The sequence below is a fragment of the Actinomycetospora sp. TBRC 11914 genome, from assembly GCF_012933465.1.
GTDB lineage: Bacteria > Actinomycetota > Actinomycetes > Mycobacteriales > Pseudonocardiaceae > Actinomycetospora.
Genome location: NZ_JABBND010000007.1, coordinates 123224 through 145180, shown reverse-complemented (window position 1 = coordinate 145180; position 21957 = coordinate 123224). Strand labels below are relative to the sequence as shown.

General features: G+C 76.2%; 18 protein-coding genes. 11 read left to right on the top strand and 7 right to left on the bottom strand.

The annotated features are described in order from the left end of the window. Positions 1-2: 2 nt before the first annotated feature. The gene (locus HH311_RS13575; RefSeq protein WP_169184183.1) at positions 3-1283 is read left to right on the top strand and encodes an ATP-binding protein; all 1281 of its coding nucleotides are present in this window, start codon (positions 3-5) and stop codon (positions 1281-1283) included. Positions 1284-1376: 93 nt separating this feature from the next. Here HH311_RS13575 and HH311_RS13570 read toward each other — a convergent pair whose 3' ends face one another. Together HH311_RS13570 and HH311_RS13565 are read right to left on the bottom strand one after the other, a co-directional pair. Further along, positions 1377-1871 (bottom strand): GtrA family protein, encoded by a 495-nt coding sequence (locus tag HH311_RS13570; protein ID WP_169184182.1) that lies wholly within the window; start codon positions 1869-1871, stop codon positions 1377-1379. Positions 1872-1957: 86 nt separating this feature from the next. After that, positions 1958-3760: a protease pro-enzyme activation domain-containing protein gene (locus HH311_RS13565; protein ID WP_169184181.1), complete on the bottom strand. Its 1803-nt coding sequence runs from the start codon at positions 3758-3760 to the stop codon at positions 1958-1960. Between the two features lie 229 nt (positions 3761-3989). Here HH311_RS13565 and HH311_RS13560 point away from each other — a divergent pair, with 229 nt between their 5' ends. Then, positions 3990-4706 (top strand): VC0807 family protein, encoded by a 717-nt coding sequence (locus HH311_RS13560; RefSeq protein ID WP_169184180.1) that lies wholly within the window; start codon positions 3990-3992, stop codon positions 4704-4706. On the opposite strand, the gene HH311_RS13555 is transcribed toward HH311_RS13560, so the two are convergent. Continuing rightward, a complete protein-coding gene (locus HH311_RS13555) occupies positions 4707-5606 on the bottom strand; it encodes a class I SAM-dependent methyltransferase (RefSeq protein ID WP_312030129.1) in 900 nt (299 codons plus the stop codon). Positions 5607-5748: 142 nt separating this feature from the next. Between HH311_RS13555 and HH311_RS13550 the strand changes: the two genes are divergently transcribed. Together HH311_RS13550 and HH311_RS13545 are read left to right on the top strand one after the other, a co-directional pair. Next, complete coding sequence (locus HH311_RS13550) at positions 5749-7014, top strand: alpha-hydroxy-acid oxidizing protein (RefSeq protein ID WP_169184179.1); 1266 nt, start codon at positions 5749-5751, stop codon at positions 7012-7014. An 85-nt stretch (positions 7015-7099) separates the two neighbouring features. Continuing rightward, the gene (locus HH311_RS13545; RefSeq protein ID WP_169184178.1) at positions 7100-8428 is read left to right on the top strand and encodes an FAD-binding oxidoreductase; all 1329 of its coding nucleotides are present in this window, start codon (positions 7100-7102) and stop codon (positions 8426-8428) included. Positions 8429-8571: 143 nt separating this feature from the next. Here the strand turns inward: HH311_RS13545 and HH311_RS30990 are convergent, their stop codons facing one another. Further along, complete coding sequence (locus HH311_RS30990) at positions 8572-10191, bottom strand: sigma-70 family RNA polymerase sigma factor (RefSeq protein WP_211190199.1); 1620 nt, start codon at positions 10189-10191, stop codon at positions 8572-8574. 150 nt (positions 10192-10341) lie between these two features. Between HH311_RS30990 and HH311_RS13535 the strand changes: the two genes are divergently transcribed. From HH311_RS13535 to HH311_RS13510, 6 genes are all read left to right on the top strand, one after another. Next, positions 10342-11286, top strand: a complete 945-nt coding sequence (locus HH311_RS13535) for a GGDEF domain-containing protein (protein ID WP_169184177.1) — start codon at positions 10342-10344, stop codon at positions 11284-11286. Between the two features lie 37 nt (positions 11287-11323). Next, positions 11324-12526, top strand: a complete 1203-nt coding sequence (locus HH311_RS13530; protein ID WP_169184176.1) for a 5-(carboxyamino)imidazole ribonucleotide synthase — start codon at positions 11324-11326, stop codon at positions 12524-12526. Between the two features lie 74 nt (positions 12527-12600). Further along, positions 12601-13110, top strand: a complete 510-nt coding sequence (gene purE / locus HH311_RS13525) for a 5-(carboxyamino)imidazole ribonucleotide mutase (RefSeq protein WP_169184274.1) — start codon at positions 12601-12603, stop codon at positions 13108-13110. Positions 13111-13238: 128 nt separating this feature from the next. After that, positions 13239-14849: an FAD-dependent oxidoreductase gene (locus tag HH311_RS13520; RefSeq protein ID WP_169184175.1), complete on the top strand. Its 1611-nt coding sequence runs from the start codon at positions 13239-13241 to the stop codon at positions 14847-14849. Positions 14850-14896: 47 nt separating this feature from the next. Further along, complete coding sequence (locus HH311_RS13515) at positions 14897-16153, top strand: cytochrome P450 (RefSeq protein ID WP_169184174.1); 1257 nt, start codon at positions 14897-14899, stop codon at positions 16151-16153. A gap of 50 nt (positions 16154-16203) precedes the next feature. Continuing rightward, positions 16204-17133: an LLM class F420-dependent oxidoreductase gene (locus HH311_RS13510; RefSeq protein WP_169184173.1), complete on the top strand. Its 930-nt coding sequence runs from the start codon at positions 16204-16206 to the stop codon at positions 17131-17133. A gap of 33 nt (positions 17134-17166) precedes the next feature. On the opposite strand, the gene HH311_RS13505 is transcribed toward HH311_RS13510, so the two are convergent. Beyond that, entirely contained in the window at positions 17167-17751 is a 585-nt protein-coding gene (locus HH311_RS13505) for a TetR/AcrR family transcriptional regulator (protein ID WP_169184172.1), read from the bottom strand. Positions 17752-17956: 205 nt separating this feature from the next. Between HH311_RS13505 and HH311_RS13500 the strand changes: the two genes are divergently transcribed. Then, positions 17957-19114, top strand: a complete 1158-nt coding sequence (locus tag HH311_RS13500) for an acyl-CoA dehydrogenase (protein ID WP_169184273.1) — start codon at positions 17957-17959, stop codon at positions 19112-19114. A gap of 25 nt (positions 19115-19139) precedes the next feature. On the opposite strand, the gene HH311_RS13495 is transcribed toward HH311_RS13500, so the two are convergent. Both HH311_RS13495 and HH311_RS33295 read right to left on the bottom strand, forming a co-directional pair. After that, positions 19140-19847 (bottom strand): TIGR03089 family protein, encoded by a 708-nt coding sequence (locus HH311_RS13495; RefSeq protein ID WP_169184171.1) that lies wholly within the window; start codon positions 19845-19847, stop codon positions 19140-19142. Positions 19848-19870: 23 nt separating this feature from the next. Continuing rightward, the gene (locus tag HH311_RS33295) at positions 19871-21679 is read right to left on the bottom strand and encodes an LCP family protein (RefSeq protein ID WP_312030128.1); all 1809 of its coding nucleotides are present in this window, start codon (positions 21677-21679) and stop codon (positions 19871-19873) included. Between the last annotated feature and the right edge of the window lie 278 nt (positions 21680-21957).

Below are 21957 nucleotides of genomic sequence, written 5' to 3'. Positions count from 1 at the left end.
CCGTGCGCCGCCGCATCCTGGTCTCGACGCTGCTCGTCGTCGCGATCACCGTGACCGTGCTCGGCGGCCCGCTCGCGATCACCACGTGGCGCCTCGTCGAGGACTTCACCCACGCCGAGCTGGCCGGGCGGCTGCGCCAGGTGGTCAACACCCTCGACGCCCAGGCGCAGTCGGACCACGCGGTGAACCTCGAGGCGGTGGCGATCGCGGTCCCGCCCGGCGGGTCGCTCGTCGTCCGCACCCCGCGGGGTGTGAGCGCCATCGGCGACACCACCGACCACACCCAGGTCGCCGAGACCCTGCCGTTCGGGCTCAACGGGTCGGCCGTGCTCTCCGAACCCGCCGCCGAGATGCGCTCGCGGCAGCTGCAGGCCACCGCGCTCGTGCTGTCCGCGGTCCTGCTCTCGGTGGCGGTCGGGGCCGTCGTCGCCACCCTCACCGCGCGCCGCCTCGCCGACCCGCTGCAGCAGGTGGCGGGACGCGCGGCCCGGCTGGGCGCGGGCGACTTCCGGCCCGCGCCGCACCGTCACGGCATCCCGGAGCTCGACCGCGTCGCGGACGTGCTCGACTCCTCGGCCGTCGCGCTCGCCGAGCTGGTCCAGCGCGAGCGCGACCTCGTCGGCGACGTCTCCCACCAGCTGCGCAGCCGGCTCACCGCGCTGCAGCTGCGACTCGACGAGCTGTCCTCGCACCCCGACCCGGACGTGTCGGTCGAGGGCGCGGCGGCCCTCGAGCAAGCCGAGCGGCTCTCCGAGGTCCTGGACGAGCTGCTGAGCTCGGCCCGGGCGGCGCGCGCCGCGAGCGCGTCACCGCTGGAGCTCGACGGCGAGCTCGCGGCGGTCCGCGACGAGTGGCAGGGCCCGGTGACGGCCGAGGGGCGCACCCTGCGGGTCCGCAGCGCCGAGGGGCTGGTGGCCCGGGCGACCTCGGCGCGGCTGCGCGAGGCGCTCGGCGTACTGGTCGACAACGCGCTGCGCCACGGCGCCGGCACCATCACCCTCACCGGGCGGCACTCCGACAAGGACACCATCGTCGTCGAGGTGTCCGACAACGGCGACGGCGTGCCCTCCGAGCTCGCGCCGCACGTGTTCGATCGTGGCGTGTCCGGCGCCGCGTCCACCGGCGTGGGGCTCGCGCTCGCCCGCGCGCTCGTGGAGGCCGACGGCGGGCGGCTCGAGCTGGCCCGGACCCGGCCCGCGGTGTTCGCGGTGTTCCTGCCCGTCCCCCGGACCGACCAGGTCGTCGCGGCCCCGCGACCGCTGCCCGCGACCGGTCCGCGCTGACGAGGACGCGGCTTTCCTGCCACTGGACGCAAGCAACGACGCTTCGCTGGCATCCCGTGGCAGGAACGGCGCGTCGTCGGGGACCCGAGGCCGTCAGGCCGACCCGAGCGCCGTCGGGAACACCCAGCGGCGGAACGCCCACCACCGGAAGGCCATGGCGAGCAGCGTCCCGACGACCTGGGCGCTGACCAGGTCGGCGACCTGCTCGGTGAAGCCGGAGACGAACGGCTCGGCGAGGTGGAGCACGTAGCGCGAGACGCCGAGGGGCGCGGCGTTGACGAGCAGCGCGATCCCGGAGACCACGAAGTAGAGGGTCGCCTCCCGCCGCCGGGCGAGGCCGCCACGGGCGCGGAACGACCACTCGCGGTTGGCCAGGTAGCCGACCAGCGTCGCGACGAGCACTGCGAGGATCTTCGCGGTGACCGGCTTCGGCTCGAGCACGGTGGTCTTGAGGAGCAGGAAGACGCCGGTGTCGACGACGAACGTGCCGGCCCCGACGACGGCGAACCGGACCAGCTCGGCGTGGCGCCCCAGGAGCGTCGTGAGCGACGCGAGGGAGCCGCGGTTCCGCGTCGTCGGGTGCTCCATCGGGCCCGAGTCTAAGGCGGCCTCCGGCCCCGTGAGCACCAAGTGTCGCTATACCGACAGTTGGTGCTCACGAGGCCGGAGGCCACCTAGCAGGCGCCGGCCAGGTCGCACATCAGCCCGCCGACGCGGGGCACGCCCCACCCGGTCTGGTAGTCCCAGCCCGGGAGCGACGGGTAGGCGCCGTTCGTGCTCGGCAGCCCCGAGCCGAGGTCGGTCGGGGTGATGTCGTGGAAGTCCCGCGCGTAGGTCGCCGGGTTCTTCCCGACCCGGTAGAAGCCGAAGTCGGCGAACCCGAGCCCGCCCTGCGGGGCGCTCGCCGACGCCGACTGGATCCGCGCCCACATCCCGGCCCACAGCGGCGACGACAACGACGTCCCACCGCCCCCGCCGTCGGTGAGCTCCCCGTTGGTGACGATGTCGTAGCCGTTGCCGAGGACGTCGCCGGACTGGGCCGACACGTCGGGGATGCCGCGGCACACGCTGGTCGGCGCGGTGACGCACGGGATCGTCAGGCCCGGCGTCCCCTGCTGGTAGGCCGGGGCCGGGGTGAACAGCGACGAGCCGCCACCGCCGAAGGTCCAGCCGTACTCGCGGGCCCGCCCGCCGTGGCCGTCGGTGTAGAGCACCGTGCCGCCGACCCCGACGACGTAGGGCAGCGAGGCGGGCGAGTTGGTGATCGGCACGCCCTGGTTGAGCACCCCGTTGCCCGCCCCGACGACGGGCAGCGAGACCACCGGGCACGACGAGCCGGTGTCGCCGGTCGAGGAGAAGATCGTCTTGCCCTCGAGCGCCGCCTGCCGGGTGATCGCGGTCAGCGTGGTGTCCAGGGCGTTGCCCAGCCCCTGCGCGACGGGCGGCGCGGGCTGCGGGTTGGTGATCGAGTTGTTGAGGATCCCCGACACCACCGGCACCGACTCGCACTCGCCGTAGCTCGCGGACGCCTGCCGCGGGGAGTCCTGGTCGTCGGTGTAGCGGCTGAAGACCTTGGCGACGTCGGCGTCGGAGAGGTCCGTGCCGAAGTACAGGTCCAGCCCGCCGAGGGCCGGCGCCATCCCGTGGGCCGCCTGCGTGTCGATGTTCCACTCGACGTGGCCGGAGTCGTCGGCGAAGTCGGTGTCGCCGGCCGGGTGCTTGACCGTCACCGGCGGGTTCGGCAGCCCGAAGTGCTTCTCGAAGGCCCGCAGGTCGGTGATGACGCCGTCGGTGGCCCCGTTGCCGAAGATCGCGACCCGCTGGCCCGCCCCGGTGTGCGCGGCGGGCTGCTCGTAGACCGACCAGAGGTCCGCCGGCGTCGTGCCGCCCGTGCAGGCCCCGGTCGCGCACGTCGACTGCTGCGGCCCGCGGGGCAGCGGGTGCGGGGTGTGCATCTGCTGGACGGTGTTGAGCCCGACGACGTTGGTGATCCCCAGGTCCCCCGGCACCCGCGGCTCCGCGGTGTTGGCGAGGAACCTCCCGTCCTGGCCGGTGAACGCGTCGATCGGCGTCGCGAACAGCTGCGACACCGCGCTCGCCGGACCGTCCGCGGCGATCTGGTCGCGCGCCGCCGACACCGACACCACGCGCATGCCGGTGGAGCCCAGCCAGGCCTTCGCCGCGTCCGCGGTCGCGGCGGGCACCCCGAAGCGGTCGACGAACGCGCCGACCGACATCGGCGTCGCCCGACCGTTCCGCTGCGCGTCCAGCATCGCCTCCTCGCCGGCGACGTCGGGGCGCTGCAGCGTCACCACCACGTGCATCGGGGCGGCGGCCGGCGCCGCGCCGGTGTCGGTCGCCTTCGAGAGCCCGGGCAGCACGTTGTGCAGCGAGACGAGGCCCGGTGCGGGCGTCGCCGCGGTCGCCGCGCCCGGGACGAGCAGGGACGCGACGGCGAGGGCCGCGGCGGCTGCCACGGGGAGCAGCCGTGTGGTTACCGACACGAACGGCCCAACGAGCCGGTGCCGGGCGCGGTTCGTCCGGGCGTGTGACGGTCGGGTTGCCGCTCGCCGCCGCGGCCTCCACCCCGGTCTCCACCCCGGCCTCCACCCGGCCTCCACCCGCAGGACGAGGTCGCGGGCCCGGCGTCTCCCTAGCGTCGTCGCCGTCCGGGACACCGGGCCACGGACCACCGGGGAGGACCAGATGACCACCGCCACCGACCCCACGCCGCGGCGCACCGCAGCCGCCCACCGCGCGGCGCCGTCGGGGAACCGGCTGCGCCGGGCGCTGCGGGCAGCGGCGAACCCGACGCTGCTGTGCGGGATCGTCGCGCCGTTCGTGGTCTACGAGCTGCTGAGCGGGCGCACCTCGGAGGCGACCGCCCTCGCCGTCGGGGCCGCGTTCCCGGCCGCGGCCACGCTGTGGACGCTGGTGCGCACCCGCCGTCCCGACCCGGTCGCGCTGATGACCCTCGCGGGCATCGTCCTGGGCCTGCTCGGGGCCCTGCTCTTCCACAGCCCGCTGTTCCTGCTGCTGAAGGAGTCGGTGGTCACCGGCTCGATCGGGCTGGTGTTCCTCTCCTCGTTGCTCGCGGCGCGGCCGCTGACGTTCCTGCTCTCCCGCTCGATGATGGCCTCGACCCCCGCGGAGCTGGCCGCGTTCGAGGCGAGCTGGGACGACGACCGCATCCGCTCCGGGCACCGTCGCACGACGCTCCAATGGGGCGCCGCGCTCCTGCTCGACGCCGGGGTGCGGACGGCGCTGGCCTTCGTGCTGGCCCCGGGGACGCTGCTGGCCGTCTCGCCGTTCCTCGCCGCCGCGATCATCGGGCCGGTCGTGCTCGTGACCCTCCGCCGGCGCCGGCGGGCGGCCGCCCGGCTGGCGGCCGCCCGGCTGGCGGCCGCCCGGGCGCAGGCCTGATCAGGGCTTGCGGGCGACGACCAGGAAGCTCTGCCCGTTGAGCCGCTGGGTGAGCGTGTCGAGCTCCCGGCCGTAGGACTTCGCGACCTCGATGGCCACCGAGACGTCCGTGGTCCAGCCCCGGTCCCGCAGCCAGGCCGCGGGGTCGGGGCGCTCGTCGGTGTAGATGAGCTGGGTCATGTCGACGCCGATGTTCGCCGCGATGCGGCGGAAGGCCGGGTCGGCCAGCTGCTGCCCGATGTTGGTGAAGTCCTCGATCGCCCACTCCGAGCCCGGCGCCGAGCGCTCGTCGATGGCCCGCATGAGCGCGTCCTGGGCCTCCGGGGGCAGGTAGGGGAGGAGGCCCTCCGTGAGCCACGCGGTGGGCGCCGTCGGGTCGAACCCGGCGGCCTCGAGCGCCGCCGGCCAGTCGTCGCGCAGGTCGACGCGCACCGTGCGGCGGTCGCAGCGGGCCGTGGCGCCCTCGGCGTCGAGGACCTCGTCCTTGAACCGGATCATGAGCTCCTGGTCGACCTCGAACAGGACGGTGCCCTCCGGCCAGTCGAGGCGCTGCGCGCGGGTGTCCAGGCCCGCGGCGAGGACGACGACCTGCCGGATGCCCCGCTCGCCGGCCGCGGCGAAGAACTCGTCGAAGAACCGCGTCCGGGTCCCCATGTAGCCCGACATCATCTGCCAGGTCTCGTCCTCGGAGTCGTCCTTGGGCGAGGTGGGACGCGTCGGCAGGGCCTTCGGCGGGTTCGCCGCGGCGACGAACGACTCGGCGTACGGGTCGTTGATCAGGGAGTCCGCACGGTGGGTGTCGACGGCGCGGCCCGCGGCCACGACGAGGGCGGTCAGGCCCACGCTCGACACGACGTCCCACTGCTCGAACCGGCTCGCCAGCGATCGGTCGTCCGCCACCGGGTACCTCCTCGCATTGGTTGTTAGCCTCAGCAACGAGCGTCCGCGAGGATCTCCCGGCGTGCAAGCGGAGGGTGACGATGTCGACACGCGTCGTGTACGCGTGGTCACCGGGGAGGGTTCCGTGCTAGACGACCGGGACGTGACGGTCGGACCGGGTCGCACCCGCCAGGAGGAGATCTACCGCGACGGCGTCTCGGGGCGTCGGCCCCGCGTCCCCACCAGTCCGGCGGAGCGGGAGCACCGGGGCAGGCGGGCGATGGGCCGGGCCGCCGACGCCTACGTCAGCGGGGGTGCGGGCGCCGAGGCGACGATGCGCGCCGACCGGGCCGCCTTCGCCCGGTACGAGATCGTCCCGCGCGTGCTGCGGGGGTCGGCCGAGCGGGATCTCTCGCTGGAGCTCTTCGGCCGGCCGCTGGCGGCGCCGCTGCTGCTGTCCCCGATCGGTGCGCTCGACCTGGTCCGCCGCGACGCCGACCTCGCCGTCGCCCGCGGCGCCGCCGCCGCGGGCGTCCCGATGATCATCAGCAACCAGGCCGGGTCGCCGACGGAGGCCATCGCGGCCGCCGGCGGCGCCGCCCCGCGCTGGTTCCAGCTCTACTGGTCGACCTCCGACGACCTCGTCGACAGCTTCCTCGCCCGCGCCGAGGCCAGCGCGTGCGACGCGGTGGTGGTCACGCTGGACACGACGATGCTCGGCTGGCGCCCGCGCGACCTCGACCTCGGCCACCTGCCGTTCAGCCGCGGCCTCGGGATCGCGCAGTACACCTCCGACCCGGTCTTCCTCCGGCTGGCCGCCGAGCGGGCCGCGGCCCCGCGGTCCGGGCCCGAGCCGCGGATCACCCCACGCGCGGTGCGGACGTTCCTCGAGATCAGCCGCCACCACCCCGGTGGCTTCCTCGACAACCTCACCTCGCCGCTGCCCCGGGCCGCCGTCGAGACCTTCCTCGACGTCTACTCCCGCCCGCACCTGTCCTGGGACGACCTCGCGACGCTGCGCGGGCGCACCCGGCTGCCGATCGTGCTCAAGGGCGTGCTGCACCCCGACGACGCCCGCCGCGCGGTCGACGCCGGGGTCGACGGCGTGCTGGTCTCGACGCACGGCGGCCGCCAGATCGACGGGGCCGTCGCCGCCCTGGACGCGCTGCCCGAGGTGGTGGGCGCGGTCGACGGGCGGGTGCCGGTGCTGCTCGACTCGGGGGTGCGCTCCGGGTCGGACGCGGCGATCGCGCTCGGGCTCGGCGCGACGGCGGTCTGCCTGGGCCGGCCGTGGGTGTGGGGGCTCGCGCTGGCGGGCGCGGAGGGCGTCGCGCAGGTCGTGGAGGACGTCCTCGCCGAGCTCGACCTCACCGTCGGGCTCGCCGGGGCGCGGACGCCGGCCGGGGTGGAGGTGCGTCCGCGAGGGTGACGACTCCCGGGTCAGAACCAGGGCTTCTGGCCGGGGTCACCAGCAGGTCTTGGACTTCTGCTCGATGGCTCCCGACGATGAGCTCATGAGGAGCACCGAGACCGCCCTGACCAGCGACGTCCGTGGCGCCGTCCTCCGGCGCGGCGACGACCGGCTGCCCGACGAGCTCGCCGGGTTCCAGACCGCGCACCCGCACCGGCCCGACGTCGTCGTCGGGGCCCGGGACGCCGACGACGTCGTCGCCGCCGTCCGCCACGCCGCCGCCCACGACCTCCCGGTCGCCGTCCAGGCCACGGGCCACGGGCACACCACCGGCCTCGAGCGCGGCGTCGTCGTCACCACCGGCCGGATGCGCGGGGTGAGTGTCGACCCGGTGTCGCGGACCGCGCGGGTCGGGGCGGGCGCGCGCTCGGCGGATCTGGTGGGCGCGGCGGCCGGGCACGGGCTCGCGCCGGTGTCCGGCTCGTTCCCGGGGGTGGGGGTGGTCGGCTACACCCTCGGTGGCGGGCTGGGGCTGCTCGGCCGCGAGCACGGATGGGCCTCCGACCACCTGCGGGCCGCCGAGGTCGTCACCGCCGACGGGATCCTGCGCCGGGTGGGTCCGGGCGACGAGCTGTTCGCGGCGCTGCGCGGGGGCCGGCCGGAGGTGGGGATCGTGACCGCGGTGGAGGTCGGCCTCGTCCCGCTCGGCGAGGTCGTGGGCGGGGGCCTCTTCGTCGAGGCCGAGGACGCGGGCCGGCTGGTGCCGGTGGTCCGGCGGCTGGGGGACGAGGCGCCGGAGTCGCTGGGGATTTCGCTCGGCGTCGTGCCGGTGCCGGACCTCGACGTCGTCCCGGCCCCGATTCGCGGGCGGACGGTGCTCCACGTGCGGCTCGTGGCTCCCGACGCCGCCGTGGCCCGCGCCGCCGAGGACGCCGTCCGGGAGGCGGCGCCGGTGCTGCTCGGGGGGCTGCGGGAACTGCCGTGGACCGAGAGCGGGTCGATCGTCGGGGAGCCCGAGGTGCCGCACGCCTACGAGGGGACGAACGTGCTGGTGACGACGCTGTCGGACGAGGCGCTGGGGTCGGTGGTGGCCGCGGCGCGGTCGGCGTCGGTGGGGTGCGTGGTCGACGTGCGCCGGCTCGGCGGGGCGCTGGCCCGGCCGGCGGACGGGCCCGACGCGGTGTCGTTCCGGGACGCGGGGTGGATCGTGCGGGTGCTGTCGTCGACCGAGGGGGAGTCGACGGCGGCGGTGCGGGCCGCGCACGCGGCGGTCCTCGCGCCGGTGGCGGACGCGGGGCTGGGGCGGATGGCGGCGTTCGTCTACGGCGGGTCGCCGGTGTCGGCGGCGGAGCTGCACTCGCCCGCGGTCCGCGAGCTGCTGGCCCGAGTGCGGGCGGAGCACGACCCGCGGGGGGTCTTCGGGCCGTGCTGAGCGAGGGGCACCTTCGGTCGCTCTATTCGATCGGAGGGGCCCGTCGGTCATCGGGATCGACGGTGGGGTCTTCCGGCGAGGGGCGCCCCCGGCCCATCTATCCGAGCGAGGGGGCCCTTCGCTCGGGTCAGGGCGAGCTGGGATCAGCGCAGGACGACGTCGAGGGCGGGTTCGACGGGCCCGCGGCGTGCGGCGCGGACGTCGAGGCCCAGCCCGACGACGCGGAGGCCGACCAGGGAGGTCCGGGTCGTGCGGTCGTCGCCGACCGGGTCGTCGTGACCCGGTCGCGCGGTAGCGGTCGGCACCGCCGTCGCGTGGCGGGCGGAGGCGCCGGAGGTCCAGGTGCCGGCGGTCACCGTGCCGCTGGCCGGGACATCCGCCGGGCGCGCTGCCGCGCCGGTCCGCCACGCCTCCGGTGACGAGGCGGCGGACCGGCGCGGCGGGGCGTCGGGTTCGACGGCGTCCGACCCCGGGGGATCCGTGGTGGGCAGCGACGCGGGTGCGGTGGTGGGAGGGGGGCGCGTCGGGGTGCCCGGGAGCCCCGGCCCGGGCAGCGCCGAGCCCGGCGCGACCGCTCCCGGCACGACCGCTCCCGGCGCGACCGCCCCCGGCACGACCGCTCCCGGCACGACCGCCCCAGGCACCGCCACCGACGTCGGCGGCGCGGCCTCGGGCGTCGTCGGGCCCTGTCCCAGCGCGGTCGCCGTCGCGACCCCCAGTCCCGCCAGCCCGACCGCCGCGATCCCGAGCCGGCGGGCCCGCGGCACCTCGGCGGCCCGCGCCACGCCCCCGACCGCGCCCAGCACCCCCAGGACCCCGCCCCCGGCGACGACCCACTCCGCCGTCGTCGGCCACGCCCCGGTGAACACCCCGGGCGCCGCCCGGTCGGCCAGGTACCCGACGAGGGCCGCGCCGAGCACCAGCGGCGCGATCGTCGAGCGCAGGATCCCCGAGTTGACCTCGCGGAGCTCGCCGGCCAGCGCCCGGCACTCCGCGCACTCGCGCAGGTGCTCCTCGACCTTGGCCGCGTCGCGCTTCGAGAGCCCGCCCCGGGTGTAGGCCCCGAGCTTCTCCTCGGTCTCGCGGTGCCGGCGGTCGCGCGGCGGGGTCGCAGCCCCACCGGCCAGGTGCTCCTGGAGGTAGGCCTGCCGCAGCCCCTCCCGGGCGCGGTAGCCCAGCGCCGACACCGCGTTGGCCGTCAGCCCGAACAGCGGGGCGATGTCGGCGGGGGAGTCGCCCTCGACCTCCAGGTGCCACAGCACGGCCTGCCACCGTTCGGGCAGCGTCGCGAACGCCCGCGCCGCGAGCGAGCGCTCGAGACCCGCGACCGCGGGGTCGGTGAACGGGATGACGGTGCGCTCGGGGTCGATGCCGATGACCTCACCCATGTCCTCGGTGAGGTCGAGGCGGCGCTCGGCGCGGGTGCGGTCGTACGCGAGGTGGCGCAGCGAGGTGAGCAGGTAGGCGCGGAACGCCTCGGTCGGACCGCCGCCCGCCCGGAGGATCTCCAGAAGGCGGGCGAAGGCGGCCGAGACGAGGTCGTCGGCGTCGGAGGGGGAGCGGGCCAGCTGGCGGGCCAGGCCGCGGGCCGCGTCGCGGTGGCGGTCGTAGAGGGTGGCGAACGCCGACGAGGAGGCGTGGTCGGCGGGCCGTCCCCGCAGGTCGGCCAGCAGTTCGGCGTCGCTGCGCGCGTCCGTGCCCGAGGGCCCGGCCGGCTCGTCGCCGGTCGCGGGCCCGTGCTCGGGAACTCCGCCGTCCACCATCTGGGCACACCACCCCCCTCGCGGGGGAGTCTGCGGCCGCGCGCGGGAGGATCCGGGCAGCGTCACCGTCACGGATGACCGTCTCGCGCGTCGCCCCCACAGGACCCGGCCGTGGGGGCGGGCCCGGCGGACCCGGAGGAGGCACGGGGCATGACCCTCGCGGACGAGCGGACCGAGGAGACCACGTCCTCGGAGGACCGCCCGCACGGCGACGACGTCGCCCGCCGCCCGGGTCGGGGGCTCGCCCTCGAGGCGCTGCGCGAACGCTGGTTCGCCTGCACCAACGCGCTCGGCTGGTCCGTCCCCTCCGAGTGGCCGGACCCCGCCGTCGACGAGGTCTGCGGGGCCGTCGTCGACGGCGCGGCCGGGCCGCCGCTGGAGCGGGCGCTGACCCGCTGGGCCGGGGCCCGCGCGTCCGCCGGGATCGGGCTCGACGAGACGCTCTCCGACCTCGCCGCCCTGCACACCGCGGTGAGCGGCGCGCTCGGCGAGCTCGGCCCCCGCCGGCGCCTCGCCCTGCCCGGCACCGACGGCTCGCGCCTGGTGCGCGTCGTCTCGCTGGGCTGGACGGACGTGGCGTGCGGCGACCTCTCCGAGGCCGCCGCCGTCGACCCCCTCTCCGGCCTCGCCAGCTCGCGGTACCTGATCACCCGCCTCGCGGAGGTCCACCGCGCCGCCCGGGCCCGCGGCACCCGCGTCCCCGAGACCCACGCCCTCGTCGCGGTGACCCTGCCCGTCGCCGGGTGGACGCGCGTCGCGCCGCTGACCGTGGCCGGCGACGCCGCGTCGGTGGTCTTCGACGCCGGCGAGACGATCGCGGTCGTCGGGCGGTCCACCGTCGTGGTGCTGGCGCCCCGCGAGGGCCTGGCCGGTCGTGTCCGGGTGCTGCGCGGCCTGCTCGCCCGCCGCCTGTCCGGGGCGGCCGGGGTGACCGGGACGCCGGGGGCGCGCATCGTCGCGCTGCCGGCCACCCTCGCCGGCGCGCGCGACACCCTCGCCCGCCTCCGCGAGGCCGAGCCGCCCGCCCCGCGCCGCGACCGCATCCCCGGCCTCGACGTCCCTGCGACCGGAGAGCCGGACGACGGGTCCACGTGAGGCCCCGGACGCCCGCGGCGGATAGGGTTCCCTGCTCGTGGAGGAGCGCACCGGCCTGCCCGTGGTCGCGATGGTCGGCGGGGGTCAGCTCGCCCGCATGACCCATCAGGCGGCGATCGCCCTCGGCCAGTCGCTGCGCGTGCTCGCGGTCTCCGCCGACGACCCGGCCGCGCTGGTGGCCCCCGACGTCGTCCTCGGCGACCACCGCGACCTCGACGCGCTGCGCCGCGCCGCCGCGGGTGCCGAGGCCCTGACCTTCGACCACGAGCACGTGCCGGGCGAGCTGCTCGAGAAGCTGGTCGCCGAGGGGGTCACCGTCCACCCCGGCCCGGAGGCGTTGCGCCACGCCCAGGACAAGCTGGTGATGCGTCGGCGCCTCGCCGAGCTCGGCGAGCCCGTCCCGCCGTTCGCTCCGGTGTCCTCGCCCGCCGACGTCGAGGCGTTCGCGGCCGAGCACGGCTGGCCCGTCGTGCTGAAGGCCGTCCGGGGCGGGTACGACGGCCGCGGGGTCTGGATGCTCGGCTCCGCCGACGACACCGCGCGGACCGTCCCCGAACTGCTCGACGCCGGGACGCCGCTGATGGTCGAGCAGAAGGTGGCGCTGCGCCGGGAGCTGGCGGTGGTGCTCGCGCGCTCGCCGTTCGGGCAGGCGGCGGTCTACCCGACGGTGGAGACGGTGCAGGTCGACGGGATCAACACCGAGGTCCTCGCGCCCGCACCCGGGCTCTCCGACGACGCCGCCGAGGCCGCCGAGGAGCTCGCGCTCCGCATCGCCGCGGCGCTCGGCGTCGTCGGGCTGCTCGCGGTCGAGCTCTTCGAGACGCCGGACGGGCGTGTCGTGGTCAACGAGCTCGCGATGCGCCCGCACAACTCCGCCCACTGGTCGATGGACGGTGCCGTGACCGGGCAGTTCGAGCAGCACCTCCGCGCGGTGCTCGACTATCCGCTGGGTTCCACGGCGACGCTGCGCCCGGCCTGCGCGATGGCCAACGTGCTCGGCGGCTGGGCGGCCGGGGAGACGACGATGCCGTCGACCGGGCCGGACGAGCGGCTGCACCACACCCTCGCGCGCTTCCCCGAGGCGCGGGTGCACCTCTACGGCAAGGGTGAGCGGCCCGGCCGGAAGATCGGGCACGTGAACGTCACGGGCGACGACATGGACGACGTCCGGCGGCGGGCGCGCCTGGCCGCCGACCACCTCGCGACGGGTGTCTGGACCGACGGATGGAGCGCGCACTGATGTCCTCCAGCGAGCTGGTGCCCGGGCAGGCCGTGTCGACCCGGGGCGAGGCCGACCAGGTGGCGGGCGCCCGCCTGCCCCCGCTCGTCGGCATCGTCATGGGCAGCGACTCCGACTGGCCGACCATGCAGGCCGCCGCGACGGCGCTCGACGAGTTCGGCGTGCCGTGGGAGGCGCGCGTCCTCTCGGCGCACCGGACCCCGCGGGCGATGCTCGAGTGGTCCGAGACGGCGGCCGAGCGCGGCCTGCGCGTCGTCGTCGCCGGGGCGGGCGGCGCGGCGCACCTGCCCGGCATGGTCGCCGCGGCGACCGTGCTCCCGGTGATCGGCGTGCCGGTGCCGCTCAAGCACCTCGACGGGATGGACTCCCTCCTCTCGATCGTGCAGATGCCGGCCGGGGTGCCGGTGGCGACGGTGTCGATCGGGGGCGCCCGCAACGGGGGCCTGCTCGCCGTGCGCATCCTCGCCGCGGCCGACGCGGGCCTCGCCGCGCGGATGGCCGACTTCCAGGCCGACCTGCGCACGTCCGTGGCGGGCAAGGACGAGGCGGTCCGCAAGCTGGGGCCGGCGGGGGCGGACTCCTGACGCCTGGCACCTGACATCCGCGCTGGTCCACGGTGCGCCTCATCCTCGTCGGGTGATGCCGCGGCGCCGGGGCGTCCGGAGAGTGGGTGCGTCCGGCACACACCTCCGCGCGACGGGAGAGCGCCCCCATGAGGCTCGTCGTGGACCTGACCCGGTGCCAGGGGTACGCGCAGTGCGCCTTCCTGGCCCCGGACGACTTCACCATGCAGGGGCAGGGCGAGGCGCTGCTCTACGACCCCGAGCCCGCCGACGAGCGGCGGGAGCGGGTGCTGCGTGCGGCCGCGGCGTGTCCCGTCCAGGCCATCGTCCTCGACCGCGGACCGGCCCGGAACGGTGACCGCGCCGCGGTGCCCGCCCCGCGCCGGGGCGGCTCGACCGGTGACTTCCTGCGGACGGGGCGGATCGTGGTCGTCGGTGCCTCGCTGGCGGGGGCCCGCGCCGCCGGCGCCCTGCGGTACAAGGGGTTCCGCGGCTCGCTGACCGTGATCGGGGACGAGGCCCACGACCCCTACGACCGGCCACCGCTGAGCAAGCAGGTCCAGGAGGGCCGGGTCGACGCGGGGCACACCGGGCTGCCCCGCCGGCGGGCCATCGAGGCCGACTGGCGGCTGGGCGTCGCGGCCACCGGCCTGGACCTGGCTGCGCGGCAGGTGCGGCTCGCCGACGGCTCCTCGGTCGGGTTCGACCGGCTGCTGATCGCGACCGGCGTCCGGGCCCGGCCGTGGCCGGACCCCGACGAGGCGGCGCTCGAGGGGGTGCTCGTCCTCCGCACCCGGGAGGACGCCGACGGGCTTGCGCGGCTGCTGGCCGGGCGACCGCGCCGGGTCCTCGTGATCGGCGCCGGGTTCACCGGGTCGGAGGTCGCCTCGGTGTGCCGGACCCTCGACATCCCGGTGACCGTCGCCGAGGCCGGGGCGGCGCCCCTGGTGGCCGCCCTGGGCGGGACGATCGGGGCGATCGCGGCCGAGGTGCAGCGCGACGCCGGGGTCGACCTGCGCTGCGGGGTCCGGGTCTCCGCGCTCGAGGGCGAGGGCGGCCGGCTGCGGCGGGCCCGGCTGTCCGACGGCAGCACCCTGGACGTCGACGTGGCGGTGGCCGCGCTCGGCGGCATCCGCAACGTCGAGTGGCTCGAGGGCTCCGGGCTCGCGTCGGGCCCGTGGGGGGTCGCGTGCGACGCCGGCTGCCGCGCCCTCGACGCGAACGGCCTGGTCACCGACGACGTCTTCGTCGCCGGCGACGTCGCCCGCGCGCCCCAGCCGGCGTTCGGCTACCAGTTCCTGGCGCTCGAGCACTGGGGCAACGCGGTCGCGCAGGCCGAGGTGGCCGCGCACAACATGCTCAGCGACCAGGCCCACCGCTGGCCCCACCTGGAGGTGCCGGTCTTCTGGTCCACCCAGTTCGGCCACGAGATCAAGTCGGTCGGTGTGCCGAACATCGCCGACGAGGTCGTCGTCACCCAGGGGTCGGTGCCCGACCGCCGGTTCGTCGCGGCCTACGGGCGGCGCGGCCGCCTGGTCGGCGCGGTCACCGTCGACCACTCCACGTGGCTAGACTTCTACAAGGGGCAGATCGAGCGGGCGGCGCCGTTCCCGCCGCGCTGGCGGACCGTCGACCAGCCCGCGGCGCTCGAGCCGGAACCCGCCGGCTTCCCCACCCACCCGAGCCCCACCCAGGACGCGACCGTCGTCCTCACCGGCCACGACCCCGACGAGCGCCGCGCCACCCTGCTCCCGCCGTGACCCGCGCCGACACCACCCGACCAGCCCGCACGGAGGAGGCCGCCGCCATGGCGATCACCGCGCCGCCGAGCGTCTTCGACCAGATCCTCGACCCCGCCCACCGCGCCGACCCGTACCCGCTCTACGCGGAGCTGCGCAGGACCCCGGTCGCCCGGCAGACCGACGGCACCTGGATCGTCTCCGGCTACGCCGAGATCGTCGCGCTCCTGCACGATCCGCGGATCAGCTCCGAGCAGCACGACCTCCCGGCCGGTGCGGCCGCGTCGCCCCTCCCGCCGGCCTTCCTCCAGCTCGACCCGCCCGAGCACGACCGGCTGCGCCGCATCGTGACGCGTCACTACGGCCCGCCGCACACCCCCGGCCGGGTCGACGCCATGATCCCCGACCTGCGGCGGGTGGTCAGCGGGCTCGTCGACGGCCTCGACGGGAGCACCGAGGTCGACCTGGTCGACCAGGTCGCCTACCCGTTCCCGGTCACCGTGATCTGCGACCTGCTCGGCGTCCCGCGCGAGGACGAGCCCCGGTTCCACCCCTGGTCGGAGGCCCTGATCTCGGCGCTCGACCCCGGCAGCGGCGACCAGGCCGAGCGGCAGCGCCGCCGCGTCTCGGCCATGACGGAGATGGGCCAGTACTTCGCCGGGCTCATCCACGCCCACCGCCAGGCGCCCGGGTCCGACCTGCTGTCGGCGCTCGCCACCGACGACAGCCCCGAGGGCCGGCTCACCGACCCGCAGCTGCTGACGACGGCGTTCCTGCTGCTCAACGCCGGGCACGAGACCACCGTCAACCTCATCGCCAACGGCATGCTCACCCTGCTGCGCCACCCCGACGTGCTCGCGCGGCTGCGGCGCGAGCCCGAGCTGGTCATCCACCTGGTCGAGGAGCTGCTGCGCTACGAGCCCCCGGTGCAGTTCCTGCCCAACCGCTCCGCCCTCGACGACATCGAGATCGGCGGCACCACCATCCCGGCGGGGTCCCCGGTGACGCTGGTGCTCGCCGCCGGCAGCCGCGACCCCGCCCACGTCCGCGACCCGGACCGGTTCGACCCCGACCGTTTCGACCCGGACCGGTTCGGGCTCGCCCGCGACACCGACCAGCACCTCGGGTTCGGCGGCGGCCCCCACTACTGCTTCGGCGCGCCCCTGGCCCGGCTCGAGACCCAGATCGCCCTGACGGAGCTGAGCCGCCGGCTGGTCGACCCGCGGCTCGTCGTCGACCCGCCGCCGTACCGGGCCAACCCGGTCCTGCGCGGGCCCCAGCACCTGCGCGTCGCGATCGGCGGGGTCCTCCCCGCCGGCGGCTGACCCCGGAGGACGGCGGCCGATCCCGGAGGACGGCGGCTAGCGTGGGGATCGTGGACCTGAGGATCTTCACCGAGCCCCAGCAGGGCGCCTCCTACGCCGACCTCCTGCGCATCGCCCGCGCGACCGAGGACGCGGGGTTCGACGCGTTCTTCCGCTCCGACCACTACCGGGCCATGGGCGGGACGTCCGGGCTGCCCGGACCGACCGACGCCTGGACCACGCTCTCGGCGCTCGCGGTGCAGACCGAGCGCATCCGGCTGGGCACGCTCGTCACGTCCGCGACCTTCCGCCTCCCCGGCCCGCTCGCGATCGCCGTGGCGCAGGCCGACCAGATGTCCGGTGGCCGGGTCGAGCTCGGGCTGGGCGCCGGGTGGTTCGAGGCGGAGCACACCGGCTACGGCATCCCGTTCCCGCCGACGAAGGAGCGCTTCGCCCGGCTCGCCGAGCAGCTCGAGATCGTCACCGGGCTGTGGGAGACCCCGGTCGGCGGGACCTACTCGTTCGACGGCGAGCACTACACCGTCGTCGACTCGCCCGCGCTGCCCAAGCCGGCGCACCCGGTGCCGGTGATCGTCGGCGGGCTGGGCCCGCGCCGCACGCCGGCCCTCGCCGCCCGGTTCGCCACCGAGTTCAACATCCCGTTCGCCACGCTGGACGTCGCGGCGGCCCAGTTCGAGCGGGTCGCCGAGGCGTGCACCGCCGCCGGCCGCGACCCGGCGGAGATCGTCCGCTCCGCCGCGCACCAGCTGGTGATCGGGCGCGACGACGCCGCGGTCGCCCGCCGGGCCGAGACCCTGGGCGCGGACCGGGAGAAGCTGGGCGACAACCCGCTCGCCGGGACGCCCGCCGAGATCGTCGACGCCCTGGGGCGGTGGCGGGAGCGGGCCGGGATCACCCGCGTCTACCTGCAGACCCTCGACCTCGCCGACCTCGACCAGCTCGAGATCGTCGCCTCCCAGGTCGCGCCCCAGCTGGTCTGACCCCGCCGGCCCGGCCAGGTCAGACCGGCCGGGTCAGACGAGCCGGGCCAGGGCGTCGTCGACGATCGCCGTGGCCAGCGACGGCGTCAGGTCGCCGAGCAGCAGCGGTTCGGCGAGCCCGGTGACCAGTGCGGCCAGTTCGACGGCGAGCGCGCCCGGCTCCCGGCCGGGGCGCAGGGCGCCCTGGTCCCGGGCCGTCGTCAGGAGCGTCGCGAGCAGGCCGAGGAACTCGGCGTTCCGCGCGCGGTAGCGGGCGCGCAGCGCGTCGTCGCCGAGCGCGCGGATGAGGAAGGCGGCGCCGACGCGGGTGTCGGCGACCGAGTCGTCGGTCAGCGGCAGCGCCTCGAGCAGGGCGCGGCGGACGGCGGAGAGCGCGTCGGGCGCCGCCGCGACCGCGGCCCGCAGCCGGTCCGTCACGCGGTCGACGAGGTGCTCCGCGGTGAAGGCGAGCAGGGCGTCCCGCGACGGGAAGTAGTGCTGGACGCGGCCCTTCGAGACCCCGGCCTCCTCGGCGACCCGGTTGAGGCTGACCGCCTCGAGCCCCTCGCGCGCGGCGATGCGCCAGAGCGCCTCGGCCATCTCGCCGCGGCGCAGGTCGTGGTCCACCAGCTTCGGCATCCGTGCTCCTCGCGGCCCGGTCCGGCACGGCCCCCGGGGACGGTCCGAGCGTACTGCCACGAGGCGGGGAACGGGGGGACGACGGAGACGGGCACGTCGAGACCCGTTCCCGGCGGGCGAGACGGAGTCAACAGCGCGAACCATAGGACGTCCTAGCACCTGGCTGTACCGTGAGTGCCACGTGTTGCGGCGGGAGGAGTTCGCGGTGGACCCGGAGTTCGACGTCTACGACCTGGGCGAGGAGCGCGCCGCGCTGCGCGAGTCGGTGCGCGCGCTGTGCGAGAAGGAGATCGCGCCCTTCGCGGCGGAGGTCGACGCGACGCCCCGGTTCCCGCAGGAGGCCCGCGACGCGCTCACCGCGGCCGGCTTCCAGGCCATCCACATCCCGGAGGCCTACCAGGGCGAGGGCGCGGACTCGATCGTCGCCTGCATGGTCATCGAGGAGGTCGCGCGCGTCGACGCGTCGGCGTCGCTGATCCCGGCGGTGAACAAGCTCGGCTCGATGCCGATCATCCTGTCCGGCTCCGAGGAGCTGAAGCAGAAGGTCCTGCCGACGATCGCGTCCGGCGAGGCGATGATCAGCTACGCGCTCTCCGAGCGCGAGGCCGGCTCCGACACCGTCTCGATGCGCACCCGCGCGCAGCCCGACGGCGACGACTGGGTCCTCAACGGCACCAAGTGCTGGATCACCAACGGCGGCATCTCCGACTGGTACACGGTCATGGCCAAGACCGACCCCGACAAGGGCGCCAACGGGATCTCGGCCTTCGTGGTCCACCAGGACGACGAGGGCTTCTCCGTGGGCCCCAAGGAGCACAAGCTCGGCATCAAGGGCTCGCCGACCACCGAGATCTACTTCGAGAACTGCCGCGTCCCCGGCGACCGCATCATCGGGGAGCCCGGCACCGGCCTGAAGACCGCGTTCGCCACCCTCGACCACACCCGCCCGACGATCGGCGCCCAGGCGGTCGGCATCGCGCAGGGCGCGCTCGACGCGGCCGTGGAGTACGTCAAGGACCGCAAGCAGTTCGGCAGGGCGATCTCGGAGAACCAGGGCGTCCAGTTCATGCTCGCCGACATGGCCATGAAGATCGAGGCGGCCCGCCACCTGGTCTACGTCGCCGCGGCCAAGGCCGAGCGGGGCGAGAAGAACATCGGGCTGATCGCCTCGGCGGCGAAGTGCTTCGCCTCCGACACCGCGATGGAGGTCACCACCGACGCCGTGCAGCTCTTCGGCGGCGCCGGCTACACCACCGACTTCCCGGTGGAGCGGATGATGCGCGACGCCAAGATCACCCAGATCTACGAGGGCACCAACCAGATCCAGCGCATGGTGATGGCCCGCCAGGTCCTGCGGGGCTGACGCCGCAGCGGCGCGCCCCGGGCGCTCACCGGAGCGTCGCCCGCTCCGTCTCCGCCCGGCGCGCCAGCCCCGCCTCGTCGGCGTGGCGCACCTGCACGAGCGACCCGCCGGCGGCCAGCACCGCGAGCAGACCGTCGACGAGGTCGCCGTCCGGGGTGAGCGGCCAGTCCGCCGTCGACAGCACCCGCGACCCGGCGTCGTACCCGAGCTCCGCCGCCCGCCGTCGCGCGGTCCCGACGACGTCGTCCACGCTCGCGTCCGCCAGCGCGGGCGCGTCGCCGGGCACCGGCGACGGGGCGAACGCGTCGCCGTGCATCCGGACCTCGCTCGCGTAGTCGACGGCGTCGCCCGGCAGGTCCGCGAGCGGGCGCCCGAACGCGTCGAGCGAGAACCCGACGACGAGGCCGGCCGCGGCCGCCGCGTCGAGGTGCTCGGCGTCGGCCAGCGCGACGTCGGCCCCGGCCGGATCCCCGACGACGACGGCGCCGTTCCACCAGGCGCCCAGCAGCGCCACCGCGGTCTGCCAGTGCGCCGGCAGCAGCACGGCCACGCGCTGACCCGGCTCGACGTCGCACTCGTCACGCAGGAGGTTCGCGGTCTTGGCGATCCAGTTGGCCAGCGTCTCGCCGGAGAACTCGAGCCGCTCGCCGGTCGCGTCGTCGTAGAACGTGATCAGCGGCCGGCGCGGGTCGGCGGCGAGGACGGGGGCCAGGAGCGCGTCGGTGACGGTCATCGGGTCGGCACCCTACGGCCGGCTCAGTTGACGCAGGGGATCCCGTCGGCGGTGATCGGCGGCTGGGCGGGCGGCGGCGGGGCCGCGTCCGCGGAGTCGCCGTTCGGCTGGGTCGTCACCGCACCGGGGCCCTTGTAGTCCGAGGCGAGCAGCACGCGCACGGTGCCGGGCGGCACCGTCGCGTCGGTCCGCGTCGGCAGGCCCCCGAGCGTCTTGGCGACGACGCCCGCGGCCGCCTCGCTGCCGGGCGCGACCTCCACGGCCGAGCTCGCGGTGCGCTGGCCGGCGTTGCCCGAGGTGACGTGGGTGTAGCCCTGGGCGCCGAGGATCTGCACGACGCGGGCCGCCGCGCCCTCGGTGCCCGAGCCGTTGCGGACGTCGACCGGGATGGTCGCGGGCGCCGGGCCCGCGGGGGCCGCCGCCGGCGCCTGCTTGGGGCCGATGGCGTCGGCGACGAACTGCTGGACCTCCGCGGGGTCCACCTTGAGCGCGTCGCCGGCCGAGGTGTTCTCGCCGCCCTGGGTCGGGATCGTCATGAACGTGACCGCGCCGCCGGAGACGCCCTGCATCTGCTGGGCGAGGCCGAGCAGGTCCCAGCCCTGGTCGAGGATCACCGACTGCTTCACCGCGTCCAGCAGGCGGGTGAGCGTCACCGGGTCGGCGAGGGTGCCCGCCGAGAGGACCTTGTGGGAGAGCCCGGCCAGGAAGGCCTGCTGGCGGCGCACCCGGTCGAGGTCGCCGAGCGGCAGCCCGTGGCGCTGCCGGACGAACGCGAGCGCGTCCCGGCCCTGCACGGTGCGGGGACCGGCGGGGAAGTGGGCGCCCGAGAAGTCGTCGTCGACGGCGTTCTTCAGGCAGACGTCGACGCCGCCGATCGCGTTGGTCAGGTTGTAGAAGCCGAGCAGGTTGACCTCGGCGTAGTGGTCGACCCCGATGCCGGTGAGCTCCTGGACCGCGTCGATCAGTGCCTGGCGACCGGCCTCGGAGGACTTGACGTCGACGTCGGCGGAGTTCGAGTCGCCGTCGGAGATCAGCTGCTGGGTCATCGCGGCCTTGGCGCCCGGGTAGACCGAGTTGAGCTTGCCCTTGCCGCCCCCGGGCAGCGGGACGAAGCTGTCGCGGGGCAGCGAGAAGGCGACCGCGCGGCTGCCGTCGTTCGGCACCCGCACCAGCATCATCGTGTCGGTGTTGAGCTCACCGTCCGCCGAGCCGGCGTCGAGCTGGGCGAGCACGTCACGCGGCAGCGGGTTGCCCTGCGCGTCGGTCCGGCTGTCGGTGCCGACGAGCAGGATGTCGGTGGCCCCGTCGGCGGCGGTGCCCTTCTTCGACAGGGCGCCGGAGCTGGAGAAGCTGCCGGACAGGGCGGCCCACGCGGTGCCGCTCACCGCGAAGACCAGGGCGGAGGCGACGACGGCGAGGATGCGCAGCAGCCGTCGGCCGCGGCGGCCCGGCGGCCTCCCCGCGGGGGCGGCCGCGGGCCGGGCGGGCCGGGGCGGCGGCCCGCCGGGCGGGGCGGGGGCCGTCCGCCGGGGCGGCGGCGGGGCGGGCGGCGCGTCGGACCGGCCGCCGTTCTTCGACGGGCCCCCGGGGCGCGACGGTGCCGTGGGCGCGGTCGCGGCCCGTGACGGGGCGTCGCCGGCGCCGTCGCGGAACCCGACGGTGCCGCGGCGGTCCCGGCCCTCGCCGGCCGGGCGCATCTCCCGCAGGTCGCTGCCGCGCCGCGCCGAGGGGCCCGGGGCCGGGTCGCGCGGGGGAGCGGGGGCCGGACCGCGCCCGGCGGACGGCCCGAACCGGCGCCCGGGATCACGACGGGGACCGCGCTCGTCCTCCACGCGGCCTCCCTCCACGATCTCCGATCGGCTCAGTGCGGTGTCCCCGGGTCGCGCGCGGCGTCGGGACGTGCGGGCCGCACGGGCATCCTCGCCCGGGCGACGTCCTCCCGCGGAGGACATCGACCTCCGGCACCACAGCCTGGAGGGCAGGCTAGACGGCTCTCCGTGCTTTTCGTGCCCACCACCCGTTCGGACCTCTCACGGCGCGTCGGAGGATGACACACGCCCCCGCGGGGTCCCGGAGCCGGGAGGAGGGCCCCGAGGGGGGATCCACGGCC

Bases quoted from the DNA above. Each gene is read 5' to 3' on its own strand.
- HH311_RS30990 (WP_211190199.1), bottom strand. From the start codon at position 10,191: ATGGTGGACGGCGGAGTTCCCGAGCACGGGCCCGCGACCGGCGACGAG.
- HH311_RS13520 (WP_169184175.1), top strand. From the start codon at position 13,239: ATGAGGCTCGTCGTGGACCTGACCCGGTGCCAGGGGTACGCGCAGTGC.
- HH311_RS13495 (WP_169184171.1), bottom strand. From the start codon at position 19,847: ATGACCGTCACCGACGCGCTCCTGGCCCCCGTCCTCGCCGCCGACCCG.
- HH311_RS13515 (WP_169184174.1), top strand. From the start codon at position 14,897: ATGGCGATCACCGCGCCGCCGAGCGTCTTCGACCAGATCCTCGACCCC.
- HH311_RS13560 (WP_169184180.1), top strand. From the start codon at position 3,990: ATGACCACCGCCACCGACCCCACGCCGCGGCGCACCGCAGCCGCCCAC.
- HH311_RS13505 (WP_169184172.1), bottom strand. From the start codon at position 17,751: ATGCCGAAGCTGGTGGACCACGACCTGCGCCGCGGCGAGATGGCCGAG.
- HH311_RS13535 (WP_169184177.1), top strand. From the start codon at position 10,342: ATGACCCTCGCGGACGAGCGGACCGAGGAGACCACGTCCTCGGAGGAC.
- HH311_RS13570 (WP_169184182.1), bottom strand. From the start codon at position 1,871: ATGGAGCACCCGACGACGCGGAACCGCGGCTCCCTCGCGTCGCTCACG.
- HH311_RS13545 (WP_169184178.1), top strand. From the start codon at position 7,100: ATGAGGAGCACCGAGACCGCCCTGACCAGCGACGTCCGTGGCGCCGTC.